This is a genomic window from Micromonospora sp. NBRC 110038 (assembly GCF_020884815.1).
Classification (GTDB): domain Bacteria; phylum Actinomycetota; class Actinomycetes; order Mycobacteriales; family Micromonosporaceae; genus Micromonospora; species Micromonospora haikouensis.
On the sequence record NZ_BBOL01000011.1, the window covers coordinates 215,913 to 235,247 of the forward strand.

General features: G+C 74.3%; 7 protein-coding genes. 3 read left to right on the plus strand and 4 right to left on the minus strand.

The genetic code is table 11. The features are described 5' to 3' along the window. Positions 1 to 94: 94 nt before the first annotated feature. Positions 95 to 700 (minus strand): TetR/AcrR family transcriptional regulator, encoded by a 606-nt coding sequence (locus LPU61_RS29265; protein ID WP_043967828.1) that lies wholly within the window; start codon positions 698 to 700, stop codon positions 95 to 97. 141 nt (positions 701 to 841) lie between these two features. Between LPU61_RS29265 and LPU61_RS29270 the strand changes: the two genes are divergently transcribed. Then, entirely contained in the window at positions 842 to 2,038 is a 1,197-nt protein-coding gene (locus tag LPU61_RS29270) for a nucleotide disphospho-sugar-binding domain-containing protein (protein ID WP_158499194.1), read from the plus strand. Between the two features lie 44 nt (positions 2,039 to 2,082). Continuing rightward, positions 2,083 to 3,348, plus strand: coding sequence for a nucleotide disphospho-sugar-binding domain-containing protein (locus tag LPU61_RS29275; protein WP_229406755.1), 1,266 nt, complete (start codon positions 2,083 to 2,085; stop codon positions 3,346 to 3,348). Positions 3,349 to 3,352: 4 nt separating this feature from the next. On the opposite strand, the gene LPU61_RS29280 is transcribed toward LPU61_RS29275, so the two are convergent. From LPU61_RS29280 to LPU61_RS29290, 3 genes are read right to left on the minus strand one after another with little or no spacing between them, the layout of a single operon-like run. After that, entirely contained in the window at positions 3,353 to 4,870 is a 1,518-nt protein-coding gene (locus tag LPU61_RS29280; RefSeq protein ID WP_229406756.1) for an FAD-binding oxidoreductase, read from the minus strand. A 19-nt stretch (positions 4,871 to 4,889) separates the two neighbouring features. Next, positions 4,890 to 5,654, minus strand: a complete 765-nt coding sequence (locus tag LPU61_RS29285) for a thioesterase II family protein (RefSeq protein ID WP_043967823.1) — start codon at positions 5,652 to 5,654, stop codon at positions 4,890 to 4,892. Between the two features lie 43 nt (positions 5,655 to 5,697). Continuing rightward, positions 5,698 to 7,152: an NDP-hexose 2,3-dehydratase family protein gene (locus LPU61_RS29290; RefSeq protein WP_043969368.1), complete on the minus strand. Its 1,455-nt coding sequence runs from the start codon at positions 7,150 to 7,152 to the stop codon at positions 5,698 to 5,700. 314 nt (positions 7,153 to 7,466) lie between these two features. Between LPU61_RS29290 and LPU61_RS29295 the strand changes: the two genes are divergently transcribed. Next, positions 7,467 to 19,328 carry a type I polyketide synthase gene (locus tag LPU61_RS29295; RefSeq protein ID WP_229406758.1) on the plus strand — a complete coding sequence of 3,954 codons (11,862 nt, stop codon included), beginning with the start codon at positions 7,467 to 7,469 and terminating at the stop codon, positions 19,326 to 19,328. Positions 19,329 to 19,335 lie beyond the last annotated feature (7 nt).

Consider the following 19,335-nt stretch of genomic DNA (forward strand, 5'->3'; position numbering starts at 1 on the left):
GGCGCGGTCCCGCCGGCCCCGGTGCCGCCGGGCCGGTGCCGCCGGGCCGGGCCCGGCCGGGAGCTGCCCCCCGGGGGCGGCCACGGTCCGTGCCTCAGCGGCCGGTCGGCGGGCCGGGCAGGCCGGGCGCGATCCGTTCCAGGGTGTCGCGGATCGCGTCGGACAGGGAGGTGGCCCGCGACGAGTCGACCCAGAACTCGACGGCGACCCGCACCGCGTTGACCACCATCGTGGCCAGCAGCCTCGGGTAGATGTCGTCGTGCAGCCCCATCCCGAGCCGCTCGGCGATCCCCTCGGCGAGTGCCGTCTCCCGCGCCGCGTGCGCCTTGAGGTATTCGCCGCCCAGCGGCGAGGTCGCCACCGCGAGCCGCACCTTGGTCACCAGGTCGCGGTCCAGGTTGTCCCAGGCGAGGAAGGCCGCGAGCATCGCGTTGATGACGGCCTGGGTCAGCGGCTCGTCCGCCGGCCGGGCGCGCAGTTGCTCGCGGATCGCCGCGGACCGGTCGAGGTCGGCGGCGTAGAGGGCCTCGTTCTTGCTGCGGAAGTAGTTGTTGAACGAGCGGGTGGACATGCCCGCCCGGGCGGCGATGTCCTCCACCCGGACGTTGTCCCAGCCACGCTCGACCGCGAGGCCGAGGGCCGCCTCGCTGAGCACCCGACGGACGGCGGCCACCTTGTTGGCCCGAATCGTTGTCGACACGCAGACAGGGTGACACGCCGGTGCGGGCTCGGCAAGTTGTTGCCAGGCAGGCAAGAGTGCACGTCAACGGGGCTTTTCAGGGGCTTTTTAGGCCGACCGGATGAACTGGGGGCGTCGTCATCGAGTCTGGGGGATATGCCCGTGCGCGTCCTTTTCACCCCGCTTACCGTCCGGTCCCACTACTACCACCAGGTCCCGCTGGCCTGGGCCTTCCGGGCGGCCGGCCACGACGTTCGCATCGCCGCCCAGCGGCAGCTCACGAGCATCATCGCCAACACCGGCCTGACCCCGGTCGAGGTGGGTGACGACTACGACTTCATGGCCGGCATGGTCGCCCTGCGCAGCGGCAACAAGTTCACCGCCGCGCAGGTCGCCGACCTGACCTTCGAGGAGCGGGTCCGGCTGCGCGACGAGCGGTTCGTCCCGCCGGTCGAGCTGGCCACCCGGATGACCCCCGACCTGATGCGATTCGCGCAACGGTGGCAGCCGGACCTGGTGATCACCGACCCGGTCATCTTCGCCGGCCCGTTGGTCGCCGCGGCGCAGGGCATCCCGGTCGTCCGCAACATCTGGGGCCCGGACATCCTCTACGGTCACCCGGTCCAGGGCCAGCCGCACACCGGCACGGAGCGCGCCGACTGGCCCACCGGGCTCGTCGAGCTCTTCGACCGCTACGGGGTGGAGGTCCGCAACGACCACCCCAAGCACACGGTCGACCCGTGGCCGGGCAGCCTCCAGAACTTCGGCTCCCCCGGCCGCCTGCCGCGGCGCTTCATCGCCTACAACGGGGAGGGTGCCGCCCCCGACTGGGTCACCGAACGCCCCGACCGCCCCCGGGTCTGCATCACCTGGGGCACGACCAACGAGATCCTGGGCGGCGCCAAGGACGTCTGGCCGCGGGTCATCCGGGCGCTCACGCCGCTCGACATCGACATCGTGCTCGCCATCGGCCCCGCCGACCGGGCCAAGCTCGGGCGGCTGCCGGACAACGTGCGGGTCGCCGAGAACCTGCCCATCAACCTGTTCATGCCGACCTGCCAGGCGATCGTCAACCAGGGCGGCACGGGTTCGCTGCTGACCGCGGCCAGCGTGGGGGTCCCGCAGGTGCTCCTGCCGGAGACCGGCGAGACCCCGGTCAACTCCCTCAGCTTCCGGGAGAGCGGCGCCGCCCTCGTCCTCGACTACGCGAAGGCGGACGAGGAGACCATCGCCACGGCTGTCACCCGGGTCCTGACCGACGAGGCGATCCGCACGGCGGCCCGGAAGGTGTCCGAGGAGATCGCCGGGATGCCCGCACCGGCCGAGGTCGTCGACACGCTCGTGAAGCTCGCCGCCTGAGGGCCACGGCACGTATCCGTACCAGCGACACCCGAGGAGAAGCCTTGCGAATCCTGTTCACCCCGGTCGCCGCGACAGCCACCCCGCTGTTCCATCTCGTGCCGCTCGCCTGGGCCTTCCGGGCGGCGGGCCACGAGGTGCGGGTGGCCGTGCTCCCGGACCTCGCCCAGGCCGTGACGGCCACCGGGCTGCCCGTGGCCGAGGTCGGCCGAGATTACAAGATCATGGATGGCGTGATCGCGTCCCGGGGCGGTCACCGGGTGATCGAGGCTCCGGCCAGCGAGTGGACCAGGAGCGGCCTGGCCAGCGCCGACGGCGCCGCCTCCGCCCCGCCGCCGGCCGACCAGGCGGGGCTGGCCGACCTCCGCAACGCGGCGATGGCCCCGCTCGTCGAGGGTGCCGCCAGGATGACGCCGGACCTCCTGCGGTTCGCCGAGAGATGGCGGCCGGACCTGGTGGTGACCGACTCGATGGTGTTCGCCGCGCCGATCGTCGCGGCGAGGCTGGGCATTCCGCTGGTCCGCCACACCTGGGGACCCGACGTGATGCGGATGATCAGCCAGCCGTTGCAGGGCTTCTCCGACGCGGGGGACGTGCGCGGCCAGTGGCCCGTCGGGCTGCCCGAGTTGTACGACCACTACGGCGTGGAGGTCCGCAACGACCATCCTCAGCGGACCGTCGACCCCTGGCCCACCAGCCTCCAGCTTCCCGGGATGACGGGCCGGCTGCCCGTGCGGTTCGTCCCGTACAACGGGGCGGCGGCCGTCCCGGACTGGGCGCTCGACCGGCCCGGCCGCCCCCGGGTGTGCGTCACCTGGGGCACCTCCACCGCCGCCCTCGCCGGCGACGAGGCCTTCGTCCTGCCCCGGGTCGTCGACGCGCTCGCCGGCATGGACGTGGAGGTCGTCCTGGCGATCAGCGCGGCCGACCGGGTGAAGCTCGGCTCGTTGCCGGACAACGCCCGGGTCGCCGAGAACGTCCCCCTGCACCTGTTCATGCCGAGCTGCTCGGCCATCGTCAACCAGGGCGGCACCAGCTCCCTGCTGACGGCCGCCTGCTTCGGCGTGCCGCAGGTGATGATGCCGCAGACGGCGGACAACCCGTTCAACGCCGCGAACTACAACGCGAGCGGCGCCGGCATCACCCTCGACCCGACCAGGGCGACCAACGACGAGATCGGCGCGGCCGTCGCCCGGGTCCTCACCGACGAGGCGTGCCGGGCGGCGGCGGGGAAGGTCCGCGAAGAGATCGCCGGCACTCCCCCGCCGTCCGCCGTCGTCGACTCCCTCCAGGCCCTGGCCCGCGCCTAGCGGGTCAGCTGATGGCCTGCGCGAAGGAGAAGAACCCGTGCGGGTCGTACGTGTGCTTCACCGTGGACAGGCGGGGGTAGTTCTCGGCGTAGTACGCCTCCCGCCAGTCGGTCAGCGCCGGGTCGACGTAGTTCTGGTAGGTCTCGTGGGTGGAGTACCGGTCGGTCACCGTGAACGCGTTGTCCGCCCAGACCGAGGCGGCCGCCCGGCCCTCGCCGGTGTCGGCCGCCTCGGAGAGCGCGACCGCCCAGTCCACCGAGAACTGCGCGTCCCGGTGGACGTACGCGGTCGCGGTGCGCGGGATGTCGGAGGCCGCGCCGCCGAGGGCGAAGCCGGTGGCGATACGGGTCTGCCCGGCTCGGCGGTCGGCGTCGAACGCGGCGAGGATCTCCGACACGCCCGTGCCGGGGATGTCCTCCCGGAAGAACCGGGAGCGCTGGATGATGAAGCCGCTGCGCGCGAGCATGGCCTCCGGGTTGGTGCCGACCCGGTGACACTGGTCGACGGTCTTGTCCCCGCACTTGAAGAACGCCATCATGCCGTCGCGGAAGCCGAGATCCTGCACGCTGTTGTAGGCGGGCGGGGTGCCGACCGCCGAGGCGAGGGCGTTCAGGTGCGGGGTGAGGTCCTCGGGGGTGCCGAGGAACGTGCCGTCGACGAGCAGGAACGGCACCGCTCCCGGTGACGCGTCCAGGAGACCGAGCAGCCAGCGTGAGCTCAGTGCCCGCGGCGCCGCGCGCTGCCACTGTTGCCATGCGGTCAGCACGCTCTCCGCGCTGTCCCAGAGCCAGGCGAGGGTGAAGTTGACCATGCGGGGAATCGTGCTGTTCCGCCGCTCGTAGCTGGTCACGATGCCGAAGTTGCCGCCGCCACCGCCCCGCAGCGCCCAGAACAGGTCCGGCCGGACCTGCTCGGAGCAGGTCACCACGCAGCCGTCGGCCAGCACGACCTGCGCCGACAGCAACGAGTCGCAGCCCAGGCCGAGCGCCCGGGTCTGCCAGCCCACGCCGCCGCCCTGCAGATAGCCGCCCATCGCCACGGTGGGGCAGATGCCGCCGGCCAGCGCGACGCCGTGCGCGGACGCGGTGTCGACGAGGTCGACGAGCTGCGCCCCCGGGCCGACCACCGTCTTGTTCTGCTCGACCTGGATCCCGTTCAACCGGGACACGTCGATGACCAGACCGTTCGTGGTCGAGTAGCCGCCGAAGCTGTGCCCCCCGCTGCGGGGGACGGCGGGAAGCCCGTGGTGCTGGGCGTAGGCCAGGCACACCTGGACGTCCTTCGGGGACGTGCAGTAGGCGATCGCCGCGGGCTGCACGGCGTCGAAGGCCGAGAAGTGCAGCTGCTTGGCGACGTCGTAGTTGCTGTCCGAGGGCAGCACCAGCTTGCCGGACAGGTTCCGGCGGAGGCTGTTCCAGCGGTTGTTCACCGCCGCCGAGGCGCCCTGACCGATCCCGACGATGCCCGTGCCGGCCGCGGCCAGCGCTGCCGCGCCCTTCAGTAACGTTCTGCGGGTTGGCACGCGTTGCTCTCCTTCGCTGTCATGCCGTGCACACGGTCAGTTGCTCGGTGATGAGTTGCACGATCGCCTGGCCGTGTTCGGCCAGGAAGAAGTGGCCGCCCGGGTAGACCCGCAGGTCGAACTCGGCCGTCGTGTGCCGTTGCCAGGCCCGGACGTCGTCCAGGCTCGCCTTCGGGTCCGCGTCGCCGGCCAGCGCCGTGATCGGGCACCGCAGCCGCACCTGCTCGGTGAGCCGGTAGGACTCCGCGGCCTTGTAGTCGGCCCGGATCGCGGGCAGCACGGACCGCATCATCTCCTCGTCGCCGAGCACCCGGACGTCCGTGCCGCTGAGGCTGGCGAGCTCGCCCAGGAGGCGGTCGTCGTCGAAGCGGTGCACCAGCTCACCGCCCTGCGTCGCCGGCGCCCGCCGCCCCGAGGCGAACAACCGCACGGGGTTCGCCTCGTCGGCGGCCTCGATCCGCCGCGCCAGCTCGAACCCGAGCGTGGCGCCCATGCTGTGCCCGAAGAGGGCCACCGGCCGGTCGAGCACCGGCCGCAGGGCCTCGAACGCCGCGTCGGCCAGGACCCGGATGTCGTCGATGCACGGCTCCAGGCGCCGGTCCTGACGCCCCGGGTACTGCACCGCGAGCACGTCGACGCGCGTGTCGAGCAGGCGGGCCAACGGGTGGAAGTAGCTGGCCGAGCCGCCCGCGTGCGGGAGGCACAGCAACCGCACGGGGGCGCGCTCGGCCGCCGGCACGAACCGCCGGGCCCACCGGGCGCTCTCCTGTGAAGCCGTCGTCATTCATCCTCCTTCGCGCACCGCGTCGTCCGCCGCCGCCCGGCCCTCACCAGAGGGCGTGCAGGCAGGCCAGCAGAGTGCGGGCCTGGACATTGACGTAGTTGTGGTGGCGCAACAAAGCCATCAACTGCCGCACGGTCATCCAGCGGAAGTCGGGATGCGGCTCCAGCACCGCCGGCTCCGCATCGCATTCAAGCACCAGGTAACGACATTCGGCATGGTAGAAACGGCCGCCCTCTTCGGAAAGCAGCACATCGTATCGAATGTTGTCGCGCGCCGCGAGGACGTAGTCGTAGAAGCGCGGTCGCTCCTGCGGCGGCAGGTCGGCGTAGGTCGCCGGATTGCATTGCAGGGTGGGGCCGAGTTCGGCGACGTCGAGGAACCCCGCCTCCACCGACGCGCGCATCAGAATGTGCAGCACACCGTTGATCCGGCGGGTCAGGAAGGCCACCAGCCCGACGTCGCACGGCGCGATGAGGGGCTGGGCCCACTGCGTGACCTCACGCTGGCCGCTGGCTACCGAGACCCCGATGACGCGGAAGTGCTTGCCCTGCCGGTGCTCGATGCGCGAACGCGACAGTTCCCAGTCCTCGAGCTGGGCCAGGCCGACCGGCCGGACCTCGATCGTCGTGTCGATCCGGACGTCGTTGAGCCAACTGATGATCTCGGCGTCGGTGTGCCGGCCCTCCGCCTCCGAGGCCTGCAGCGACCGCTGGAGATCGAAGGCGAACTCCGGGTCCGCGCAGTCGCCGTTGCCCGCCAGCGGATCGAACAGCCAGCCGGAGGTGTCGCTCGGCAGGCAGGAGAGCACCGTGCGGGAGTCCATGTTGATCATGTTCGGCACGGTGAGCAGCTGCCGGATCTGACCGAACGTCAGCCACCGGAAGTTGTCCCGGACGGGGACGTCGTCGGTCGTCTCCACGACCATGTTGCGGTTGCGTTTGCCCAGGAACCACGTGCCCTGCTCGGACTGCAGCACGTCGGCGAGGACCCGGCCGCGGCCGGGACGCAGGAAGTGCTCGAGGTACGGGGTGGACGCCCCGCCATGCACCTTGGTGTAGTTGCTGCGCGTGGCCTGCACCGTCGGCGACAGCTGCACCTGCCGGCGGTTGCCCGGCTCGATCTTGGCCTGCATCAGGAAGTGCAGGACGCCGCCGAACTCCTTGGCCAGCAGGCCCAGGATCCCGACCTCGTTCTGCCGGATGATCGGCTGCTGCCAGGACCGCGGACCGCGACCGGTGCGCGAGACGTCCACCCCGCCGACGCTGAAGAACTTGCCGCTGTCGTGCACGAGCGCGGCGCGGCCGGCGCTGAAGTGCCAGCCCAACAAGTCGTCGAGCGGGACCTGCTCGACCGTCATCGAGTCGGTCGCCTCACGTTCGCGCAGCCACGCGGAGAACTCCTCGTTCGTGGTCAGCACGCCCTGGGTGGCCGATCCGGACCGCAGGACGCGAAGCCCGTCCGGCAGGACCGACGGCCGCGGATCAGATCGACTGAGAATGCCACTCAAAACATTCACCTCTCCTCGGCGAACGCCGTCCACACATTATGCTGCCGTTCTTTAAATTCGCCCTAAAAGCCCTATCCGTTTCCGTACGGATCCGGCGGGCCGGCCGGACACCCGATGGCCCGCCGATGCAGAACCGCCGGGACCGCCCCGGACCTCGGCAACCAGCCGCCCGGAATTCGTCGGCGGCGATTCCGCAATTTAGCGGCGACCAAGCCGACCGTTAGAATCCGGTGCCATTCTTGCCGCTGGCGCCCGCCCAGCGCGACGCCGTTATGCAATCATTTCGAGTCCCGTGCGAGGCGTGGATGAGTTCTGAGTCGGCCGAGCTCGACCCGATGGCGAACGAGGCGAAGCTGCGCGAGTACCTGAAGCGGACCACGACCGGTCTGCGCCAGGCCCGCCGGCGTCTGCAGGAGGTCGAGGACCGTGGGCGCGAACCGATCGCGGTCGTGTCCATGGGATGCCGCTTCCCCGGTGGCGTGGGCTCCCCCGAACAGCTGTGGGAGCTGCTCGTGGCCGAGCGGGACGCCGTCACCCGGGTGCCCACGGACCGCGGCTGGGACATCGAGGACATCTACGACCCCGACCCCGACGCGGTGGGCAAGAGCTACACCCGCGAGGGGGCGTTCCTCGCCGACGCCGACCGCTTCGACGCCGAGTTCTTCGGGATCAGCCCGCGCGAGGCCCTGGCGATGGACCCGCAGCAGCGCCAACTGCTCGAGGTCACCTGGGAGACCCTGGAGCGGGCCGGCATTCCCCCGGCGCGGCTGCGCGGCACGCGTACCGGCGTGTTCGTCGGCAGCATCGGCCAGACCTACAACATGAGCCTGCTGCCCGCCATGGCGCAGGTCGAGGGCTACGTCCTGACCGGCACGCAGGCCAGCATCATGTCCGGGCGGATCGCGTACGCGTACGGGCTCGAAGGCCCCGCCGTCACGGTGGACACCGCCTGTTCCACCTCGGCGGTGGCGCTGCACCTGGCCGTCCGGGCACTGCGCAACGGCGAGTGCGACCGGGCGCTGGCCGGTGGCGTCACCGTCATGGCCACGTCGGCCTGGTTCACCGAGTTCAGCCGGCAGCGCGGCCTGGCGCCGGACGGGCGGTGCAAGCCGTTCGCGGCGGCGGCCGACGGCATCGGCTGGGGCGAGGGCGTCGGCATGCTGATGCTGCGCCGGCTGTCCGACGCCCACCGCGACGGCGACCGGGTCCTGGCCGTGCTGCGCGGGTCGGCGGTCAACTCCGACGGCGCCAGCAACGGGCTCACCGCGCCGAACGGCCCGTCGCAGCAACGGGTGATCGAACTCGCGCTGGCCGACGCCCGGCTCACCCCCGGCGACATCGACGCCGTCGAGGCACACGGCACCGGCACGACGCTGGGCGACCCCATCGAGGCACAGGCGCTCCTGGCCACGTACGGGCAGGACCGGCCCACGGGCCAGCCGCTGTGGCTGGGCTCGGTCAAGTCCAACATCGGCCACCCGCAGGGCGCCGGCGGCGTGGCCGGAGTGATCAAGATGGTGCTGGCCCTCCAGCACGGGCTGCTGCCGCGCACCCTGCACATCGACGCGCCCACGCCGCACGTGAACTGGGACTCCGGGCAGGTGAGCCTGCTCGGCGAGGCGCGGCCGTGGCCCGAGACCGGCCGTCCGCGCCGGGCGGCCGTGTCGTCCTTCGGAGTGGGCGGCACCAACGCCCACCTGGTGCTGGAGGCCGCACCGCCCCGGCCGGCACCGCAACCCGCCCCGGACCGCGCGACCCCGGCCGGAGCGCTGCTCACCGGCGGCACGCTGCCCTGGCTGCTCTCCGCCAGGAGCGAGGAGGCCCTGCGCCGGCAGGCCGCGCGGCTGCGGGAGTTCGCGACCGCCCGGCCCGAGGACCGGCTCGCCGACATCGGCCACGCGCTGGCGTTCGAACGCGAACACCACGAGCACCGTACGGCCGTCGTCGCCGACACCGCCGAGGAGCTGCTGGCCGGGCTCGCCGCCATCGCCGACGGCAGGCCGGCGGCGTCCGTGGTGAGTGGGCACGGCGCGGCGGCGAGGACCGTGTTCGTCTTCCCCGGGCAGGGCTCGCAGTGGGACCGGATGGCCGTCGAGCTGTCCGAGAGCTGCCCCCTCTTCCGTGAGCACCTGCGGGCCTGCGCCGACGCGCTCGCCCCGCACACCGACTGGTCCCTGCTGGACGTCCTGCACGGCGTCCCCGGCGCGCCCGCCCTGGACCGGGTCGACGTGGTCCAACCCGCCCTGTTCGCCGTCATGGTGTCGCTCGCCCGGGTCTGGCAGGCCGCCGGGATACGCCCGGACGCGGTCGTGGGCCACTCGCAGGGGGAGATCGCGGCGGCCCACATCGCCGGCGCGCTGCCCCTCGACGCCGCCGCGACGATCGTCGCGCTGCGCAGCCGACTGCTGCTCGACCTGGCCGGCACGGGCGGCATGGCGTCGCTGCCGCTGCCCGCGGCCGACGTCGAGAGCCTGCTCCGGCATCCCGGCCGGGACGGGCTGAGCATCGCCGCGGTCAACGCGCCCGGCTCGACCGTGGTGGCCGGGCCCCCCGACGAACTGCACGACCTCGTCCGGGCCTGCGAGGCCGACGGGGTGCAGGCCCGGCTGATCCCCGTCGACTACGCCTCGCACACCGCGGCCGTCGAGCCGCTGCGCGAACGACTGGAGGCGGCCCTCGCCGGGATCACCCCCGTACCGGCCGACATCGCGTTCTACTCCACCGTCACCGCCGCGCCGGCCGACACGGGCTCGCTCGACGCGACCTACTGGTACCGCAACCTGCGGCAGCCCGTCGCGCTCGAACCCGCCGTCCGGGCCCTGCTGGCCGACGGCCACACCCTGTTCATCGAGGTCAGCCCGCACCCGGTGCTGACCACACCGCTGCAGGAGACCATCGACGACAGCGGAACGCCGGCGACCGCCCACGGCACGCTGCGCCGCGACCACGGCGGCCCGGACCGGCTGCTGCACTCGCTGGCCCAGGCCCACGTCCACGGCGCGACCCCGGACTGGGCGACCGTCCTGCCCCGGCGCGACGTGACCCCGGTCGACCTGCCCACCTACCCCTTCGTCGGGCACCGGTACTGGCCCGACGGGGTGCAGACCGGCGGCGACGTCCGGTCGGCCGGGCTGGGCTCGGCCGGCCACCCGCTGCTGGCCGCCGAGACCATGCTGGCCGACGGGGGCGGTCACCTGTTCTCCGGCCGGCTGTCCCTGCGTACCCACCCGTGGCTCGCCGACCACGCCGTGCACGGCGAGGTGATCGTCCCCGCGACCGCCCTGGTCGAGCTGGGCCTGCACGCCGCCTACCGCGTCGGGTGCGGCCAGCTCGCCGAGCTGACCCTGCAGACGCCGCTGGTCGTGGCCGAACGCGACGCGGTGCAGATCCAGGTGCTGGTCGGCGCGGCAGCAGCCGACGGGGAGCGCCCGGTCACCATCCACTCCCGGGCGGAGCACGACGACGACGCCGACGACGCCCCGTGGGTCTGCCACGCGACGGGCCTCCTGCTCCCGCAGGTCGCCCCGACGCCCGCTCCGGTCGAGGTGTGGCCGCCGGCCGGGGCGACCCGCCTGGACACCGCCGAGGTCTACCCGCGGCTGAGCGACATCGGCCTGGCGTACGGCCCGGTCTTCCGCGGGCTCCGGGCCGCCTGGGGACTCGGCGGCGACCTGTACGCCGAGGTGGAGCTGCCCGACGACGTCGACGCCCGGGGGTTCGCCCTGCACCCCGCCCTGTTCGACGCCGCGCTGCACGCCACCGCGCTGTCCGGCGGCGAACACGACGGCCGGACCCGGTTGCCGTTCGCGTGGCGCGGCGTGTCCGTGCACGCCGTCGGCGCCACCGCCGTGCGGGTCCGGCTGCGCCCGGAGGGACCCGACACCGTCAGCGTGTCCGTCATGGACCAGTCGGGGCTTCCGGTCGCGTCGGTGGAGGCGCTGACCGTACGTCCGCTCTCCGCCGGGCGCACCGCCGCCAGCGCCGCCCGGCGCAGCTCGCTCTACCGGCTCTCCTGGCAGCCGGTGACCGCGGGCACCGAGGCCGAGCAGGACGGCGACTGGCTGGTCCTCGGCGCGCCGCCGCATCCCGTCGAGTGGCTCGGCGGCGACCTCCGGGTGGTCGCCGACCCCGAGTCGTGGTGGCCGGCGGTCGACGCCGGAGCACCGGTTCCGGGCACCGTGGTCGCGTTCGCCCCCGCCCCGGCGGCCGACGCCGACCCGCCGTCGGGGGCCCACGCGACCACGCACTGGGTCCACGATCTGGTGCGGCGGTGGCTCGCCGCCGAACGGCTGGAGCACAGCCGGCTGGTCGTCGTCACCGAACGGGCGGTCGCCGCGCGCGCCGGCGACCACGTCACCGGCCTGGCCGCCGCACCGGCGTGGGGGTTCCTGCGCGTGGCCCAACTGGAGCAGCCCGACCAGTTCCACCTGGTGGACGTGGACGGCCGGGAGAGCTCGCTGCGCCGGCTGCGGGCGGCGCTGGCCTCCGGCGAGCCGCAGCTCGCGTTGCGCGACGGCGAGGCGTACGCGGCGCGCCTGATCCACGCCGACGCCGAGGCCATGGCCGTCCCGCCCGCCGACGCCACCGCGTGGCGGCTGTCCAGCAGCGGCCCCGGCACCCTCGACAACCTGGTCCTGGAACCCTGCGCCGCCGACCGGCAGCCGCTGGCCGACGGCGAGGTGCGGGTGGCGGTCCGGGCCGCCGGGATGAACTTCCGCGACGTGCTGATCGCGCTCGGCATGTACCCCGGCGAGGCGCTCATCGGCAGCGAGGCCGCCGGTGTCGTCCTCGACACCGGCGCGGGCGTGACGGACCTGGCCCCCGGCGACGCGGTGATGGGACTGTTCAGCGACGGGGCCGTCGGACCGGTCGCGGTCGCCGACCGCCGGGCGCTGACCCGCGTGCCGGCCGGCTGGACGTTCGTGCAGGCCGCCGCGGCGCCGGTCGCATTCCTCACCGCCTACTACGCCCTGCGGGACCTCGCCGACCTGCGGCCCGGCCAGCGGCTGCTGGTCCACGCCGCCACCGGCGGCGTCGGCATGGCGGCGGTCCAGCTGGCCCGCCACTGGGGCGCCGAGACCTACGCCACCGCCAGCACCCCGAAGTGGGGCACCCTGCACGCGATGGGCTTCGACGCGCGGCACGTCGCCGACTCGCGGACCCTCGCCTTCGAGGAGACGTTCCGCGCCGCCACCGGCGGGGACGGCTTCGACGTCGTCCTCGACTCGCTCGCCGGCGAGTTCGTGGACGCCTCGCTGCGGCTGATGCCCCGCGGCGGGCGCTTCCTGGAGCTGGGCAAGACCGACGTGCGTGACCCGGCCGAGGTGGCGGCCCGGCATCCCGGCGTCGCGTACCGGGCCTTCGAGACGGTGGAGAGCGGCCCCGACCACGTCCAGCGGATGCTGGCCGACCTGGGCCGGCTGTTCGCGCAGGGCGCGCTGACCCCGCTGCCGGTCACGGCCTTCGACGTCCGGCAGGCCCCCCAGGCGTTCCGGCTGATGAGCCAGGCCCGGCACACCGGCAAGCTGGTGCTCACCGTCGCGCGTCCGCTCGACGCCGACGGCACGGTCCTGGTCACCGGCGGCACCGGCACCCTCGGGGCGGCGGTCGGGCGGCACCTGGTCACCGCGCACGGCGTGCGGCACCTGCTGCTGGTGAGCCGGCGCGGCATCGAGGCCGACGGCGCCACGCGGTTGCAGGCCGAGCTGGCCGGGCTGGGCGCCGACGTCGTCGTCCGCGCCTGCGACGTGGCCGACCGCGAGGACCTGCGCCGGCTGCTCGACGAGATCCCGCCGGAGCACCCACTCACCGCCGTCGTCCACTCGGCGGGGGTCACCGACGACGCCGCCGTCACCGTGCTGGAGCCCTGGCAGCTCGACCCGGTGCTGCGGCCCAAGGCCGACGCGGCGTGGCAGCTGCACGAGCTCACCGCCGAACACGACCTCAGCGCGTTCGTGCTCTTCTCCTCGCTCGCCGGCACCCTGGGCAACCCCGGCCAGGCCAACTACGCGGCCGGCAACACCTACCTCGACGCGCTCGCGGCCCACCGGCACGCCCGGGGCCTGCCCGCCGTCTCGCTCGCCTGGGGGCTGTGGCAGAGCGCCAGCGGCATCACCGCCGAACTCTTCGACGACAAGCGGCACGCCGTCGCGCACAGCCTGCTCACCACGATGTCCGACGCCGAGGCCCTCGCCCTGTTCGACGTCGGGCTCGACGGCGGCCGACCGGACCTGGTCCCCGCCGGCATCAACCTCGGTGCGGTACGGGCGGCCGCCGACACCCGGGCGGCCCCCGCCGTGCTGCGCGGCTTCCTGCACCCCACCCGCCGCCAGGTCGGCGGGCGCGCCGCCCGCCAGGGCGCGCTGCAGCGGGAGCTGGCCGGTCGTACCGAGGCGGAACAACAGGCCCTGCTGCTGGACCTCGTCCGCGACAACGTCGGCGCCGTCCTGAACCACCCGGCGCCGCAGACCATCGACCCACGGCGTCCTTTCCAGGAGATCGGGTTCGACTCGCTCACGGCGGTGGAGCTGCGCAACCGCCTCAACGCCGAGACCGGCCTGCGCCTGCCCGCCACCCTGATCTTCGACTACCCCCATGCGGCGGCGCTCGCCGGCCACCTGCACGAGCGGGTGAGCGGGCAGGACCGCACGGCCACGGCCCGGGCGGCGACGACGCGGGAGGCCGGCGATCCGATCGTGATCGTCGGGATGGCCTGCCGGTTCCCCGGCGGCATCCGGTCGCCGCGGGACCTCTGGGACGTCGTGGTCTCCGGCGGCGAGCACGTGTCGACGTTCCCGCAGGACCGCGGCTGGGACCTCGACCGGCTCTTCCACCCCGACCCGGACCACGCGGGCACCACCTACGTCGACCGCGGCGGCTTCCTCGACGGGGCCGGGCACTTCGACGCGGAGTTCTTCGGCATGAGCCCCCGCGAGGCGCTCGGCACCGACCCGCAGCAGCGGGTGCTCCTGGAGACCGCGTGGGAGACCCTCGAACGCGCCGGGATCCGGCCCGAGTCGCTGCGGCACAGCCGCACGGGCGTCTTCGTCGGCATGACCTCCTACGGATACCCGGGCGGGGCGTCGCGGGCCGCCGAGGCGGTCGAGGGCTACCTGCTGACCGGCGCGTCGAGCAGCGTCGCGTCCGGCCGCATCGCCTACGCGCTGGGCCTCGAAGGCCCGGCCGTCACCGTCGACACCGCCTGCTCCTCGTCGCTGGTGTCCCTGCACCTGGCCGTGCAGGCGCTGCGCAACGGCGAGTGCGACCTGGCCCTGGCGGGCGGGGCCACCGTGATGCCCTCGCCCAGCGTGTTCGTCGGCTTCAGCCGCCAGCGCGGCCTCGCGCCGGACGGCCACTGCAAGCCGTTCGCGGCCGCCGCCGACGGCACCGTCTTCTCCGAGGGCGTGGGCCTGCTGCTGGTGGAGCGGCTGTCGGACGCGCGGCGCAACAACCACCGGGTGCTGGCGGTCGTCCGGGGCAGCGCGGTCAACTCCGACGGCACCAGCAACGGCCTGACGGCGCCGAACGGACCCGCCCAGCAGCGGGTGATCGACCAGGCCCTGACGAACGCCGGACTCGGCCACGCCGACGTGGACGCGGTGGAGGCACACGGCACCGGCACCACCCTCGGCGACCCCATCGAGGCGCAGGCGCTCATCGCCACGTACGGACGGGCCCGCTCCGACGACAGTCCCCTGTGGATCGGCTCCATCAAGTCCAACATCGGCCACACCCAGCAGGCCGCCGGGGTGGCGGGCGTGATCAAGATGGTGCAGGCGATCGAGCACGGCCTCCTCCCCGCCGTGCTGCACGTCGACGCGCCCACCCCGCACGTCGAGTGGGCGGACAGCGGCGTCGCGGTGCTGACCGAGACCGCCCCGTGGCCGCAGACCGGGCGGCCCCGGCGCGCCGGGGTGTCCGCGTTCGGCATCAGCGGCACCAACGCCCACGTCATCCTGGAGCAGCCGGAGGACGCCGACGGCCGCCGCGCCCCCGCGCCGGAGGTGGCGGCGACGCCCGCCGCCCTGTCGCCCGGCCGCCCCGGCGGCGACCCCACCCCCCTCGCGTGGCTCGTCTCGGCGCGGACCCCGGCCGCCCTCCGGCAGCAGGCCGCCGGCATCGCCTCGTACGTCCGGGAGCATGACGCCACGCGGGACGCCGACGTGGCCTGGAGCCTGGCGACGGCGCGCACGACCTTCGACCACCGTGCCGTCGTCCTCGGCGGTGACCGGGACGAGCTGCTGGCCGGGCTGGACGCCGTGGCCGCCGGTGAGTCGCATCCCGCGGTCGTCTGGGCGGACACGCCCACCGGCCCCGCGCGGACCGTCCTGGTGTTCCCCGGGCAGGGCTCGCAGTGGACGGGCATGGCGCTCGACCTGCTGGAGCAGTCGCCGGTGTTCGCCGAGCACCTGCGGGCCTGCGCCGAGGCGATCGACCGGCACACCGACTGGTCGCTGCTCGACGTGCTTCGGGGCGCACCCGGCTCGGCCGACCTGGGCCGCGTGGACGTCGTGCAGCCCGCCCTGTTCGCGGTCATGACGTCGCTGGCCGCGCTCTGGCGGGCCGCGGGCGTCGTGCCGGACGCGGTCGTCGGGCACTCCCAGGGCGAGATCGCCGCAGCGTACGTCGCCGGTGCGCTGTCCCTCGACGACGCCGCCCGCGTCGTGGCGCTGCGCAGCCGGATCCTCACCCGGATCGCCGGCCTGGGCGCGATGGCCTCGGTGTCCCTGTCGGCGGAGGAGACCACCGCGCGGCTTCCGGAGGCCGGCGACGTCCACCTCGCGGCGGTCAACGGACCGCACGACTGCGTGGTGGCCGGCGACGTCACCGCCGTGGGCGACTTCGTGGCCCGCTGCGCGGCCGACGGCGTCCGCGCCCGGCTCATCCCCGTCGACTACGCCTCGCACAGCCCGCACGTCGACGCGATCCGCGCCGAGCTGCTGGACGCTCTCGGGCCGGTCCAGCCGCGCGCCGGCACCGTGCCGTTCTACTCGACGCTCACCGGAGCGCCGGTGGACACCACCGAGTTGGACGCCGGCTACTGGTTCCGGAACCTGCGGCACACGGTCCGGTTCGCCGCGGCGACCGAGGCCCTGCTCGACGCCGGTCACCACCTGTTCGTCGAGGCCAGCCCGCATCCCGTGCTGGCCGTGGGCATCGAGCAGTCGCTGGAGCGCGCCGGCCGTACGGGCCAGGTCGGCGGGACGCTGCGCCGCGACCAGGACGGCGCCCGGGAGGTGCTGGCCGCCCTCGCCAGGGCCCACGTCCACGGCGCGCCGGTGGACTGGACGACGGTGCTGCCCCGTGGATCCGCTCGGCTCGACCTGCCGACCTACCCGTTCCAACGCGGCCACTACTGGCTGAAGGCGCAGACCGCGACGGGCGACGTCACGTCGGCCGGCCTGGACGACACGGGGCACCCCCTGATCGCCGCGGGGCTGTCGGTCGCCGCGGACGGTCAGCGGATCTTCACCGGCCGGGTCTCGCTGCGTACCCATCCCTGGCTCGCGGACCACCGCGTCGAGGACGTGGTGGTCGTGCCCGGAACCGCCTTCGTCGAACTGGCGCTGTACGCGGCGCACCTGGCGGGCGGCGCCGCCGTCGACGAGCTCACGCTACTCGCGCCGCTGGTGCTGCCCGAGCAGGGCGGGGTGCGGCTGCAGCTGGTGGTCGCCGCCGAGGAGAACGGGACACAGCAGCTCACGGTGCATGCGCGACCGGAGTCCGAGGACGACGACGCGGACTGGACCCTGCACGCCAGCGGCACGCTGACCGCCACCGCGCCGCCGGCCGCCGAAGGGCTGACGGCCTGGCCGCCGCCGGGCGCCGAGCGCCTCGACCTCGACGCCGTGTACGACCGGTTCCTCGCCAAGGGCCAGCTCTACGGCCCGGCCTTCCAGGGCCTGCGGGCGGCCTGGCGGCACGGCGACGAGCTCTGCGCCGAGGTGACCCTGCCGGAGGAGGTGGACGTCGAGGGGTTCGGCGTCCATCCCGCGCTGCTCGACGCGGCCCTGCACACGCTGATGGCCGACCCGGCGCGGGCGCGGGAGGCGGCCGGCACCGCGGCGTTGCTGCCGTTCTCCTGGACCGGGCTCTCGCTGGAGGCGACCGTGGGCAGGGCGCTCCGCGTCCGGATCAGGTCCTCCGCCGACCAGGCGGTCAGCCTCGACCTGGCCGACGCCGAGGGCCGGCCGGCCGGGCGGATCAGCGCGCTGCGCATGCGCCCCCTGCGCGGCGATCTCAGCGCAGCGGCCCGCGACCGCGAACCGACGCTGCGGTGGCGGTGGGTCGAGGCGACAGCGCCGGCGGCCCCCGCCCAGCCGTTGGTCTTCGTCGGGGCGACCGCCGTCGACCAGGTCTCCGCTCCTCGGCACGCCACCCTGGACGACCTGCGCGCGGCGCTCGCCGGCGGTGCCCCGGTGCCCCCGGTCGTGGTCGTGCCCGTCCCGGACGGCGCGGGAGCCGACCCGGCGGCACAGGCGCACCTCGCGACGCACCGGACCCTGCACACCGTGCAGGAATGGCTCGCGGACGACACCTTCGCCGGGTCGTCGCTCGCCCTGGTCACCCGGGGCGCGACCGGCATCACCGAGCAGGAGCCGGTGCCGGATCTCGCGGCGGCCGCCGTCTGGGGCCTCGTCCGCAGCGCGCAGGCGGAGAATCCGGGGCGCTTCCAGCTCGTCGACGTCGACGCCGCCGCGACGGAGCAGACCGTCGCCGCGGTGATCGCGACCGGGGAACCGCAGTCGGCGGTCCGCGACGGCAGGGCGTACGTGCCTCGCCTGGCCTGGTGGTCGGCGACGGACGACGCGCCCGGCGGGGCCGACGCCCGGCCCGCGCTCGCGGCTGCCTTCCGGCCGGGCGGCACGGTGCTGATCACCGGTGGCACCGGCACGCTCGGCGGCCTCGTCGCCCGGCACCTCGTCACCGCGCACCGGGTCGGACATCTCGTGCTGGTCAGCCGCGGCGGCCTGGACGCGCCGGGCGCGCCCGAGCTGGCGACCGAGCTGTCCGCTCTCGGCGCGAGCGTCACCGTCGCGGCCTGCGACACCACGGACCGCGCCGCGCTCGCCCGGGTGCTGTCGGCGATACCCGGCGAGCACCCGCTCACGGGCGTGGTCCACGCCGCCGGGACCCTCGACGACGCCACGGTGCCGTCCCTCACCCCCGAGCGGCTCGACACGGTGCTGGGCCCGAAGGTCGACGCCGCCTGGAACCTGCACGAGCTGACGCGGGACCTCGATCTCTCGGCGTTCGTCCTGTTCTCCTCCGCCGCGGGCGTCCTGGGCGCGCCGGGCCAGGCCAACTACGCCGCAGCCAACAGCTTCCTCGACGGGCTCGCCCGGCACCGGCACGCCCTCGGCCTTCCGGCCGTGTCCCTGGCGTGGGGTCCGTGGCAGCAGAAGAGCGCGCTGACCGGTGGACTCGACGAGGGCCGGCACGGCGGCGCGGCTCGCCGTGGGCTCGTCCCGCTGCCCACCGACGAGGCGCTCGCCTGCTTCGACCGTGTCCTCGACGCCGACCTGTCCACCGTCGTCGTGGCCCGGCTGCACCTGCGTGAACTGCGCGCCCAGGCCGTCGCCGACGCGCTGCCCCCGGTGCTGCGCGACCTGGTCCGGGTGCCGCGCCGCCGGGCCGAGAGCGCCGAACCGGACCTCGCGGCCCGCCTCGCCGGACGCGACGACGACGAGCAGCGGGCCGTCACGGTCGAGATGCTGCGGGGTCACCTGGCCGCGGTCCTGGGGCACGGGTCGCCGGGCGACATCGCCACCGACCGTCCGTTCCAGGACCTGGGGTTCGACTCCCTCACGGCGCTCGAGCTGCGTAACCGGCTGCGCCGGGCGACCGGCCTGCCGCTGCCCGCCACGCTCGTCTTCGACTACCCGACGGTGGGGGCTCTCGCGGACCACGTGCGGCAGCGCCTGGTTCCGCCGCAGCCGTCACCCGCGGAGGCCGTCCTCGAACACCTGGACCGGTTGGAGGCAGCCCTCGCGGCGCTTCCCGGGGACGCCACCCGGGACCTGATCGACCACCGGCTGCGGCTGCTGGCCCTGGGCCCCGACCCCGTGGACGAGGCCGAACAGCGCGCCGCCGAGGGCGCCATGATCGGGGCGGCCTCGGCGGACGAGCTGATGGACCTGATCGACCGGGAGTTCCGGCAGGCGTGACTCCCGC

Excerpts from the sequence above, each read along its gene's own strand:
- LPU61_RS29295 (WP_229406758.1), top strand. The coding sequence starts at position 7,467 with ATGAGTTCTGAGTCGGCCGAGCTCGACCCGATGGCGAACGAGGCGAAG.
- LPU61_RS29285 (WP_043967823.1), bottom strand. The coding sequence starts at position 5,654 with ATGACGACGGCTTCACAGGAGAGCGCCCGGTGGGCCCGGCGGTTCGTG.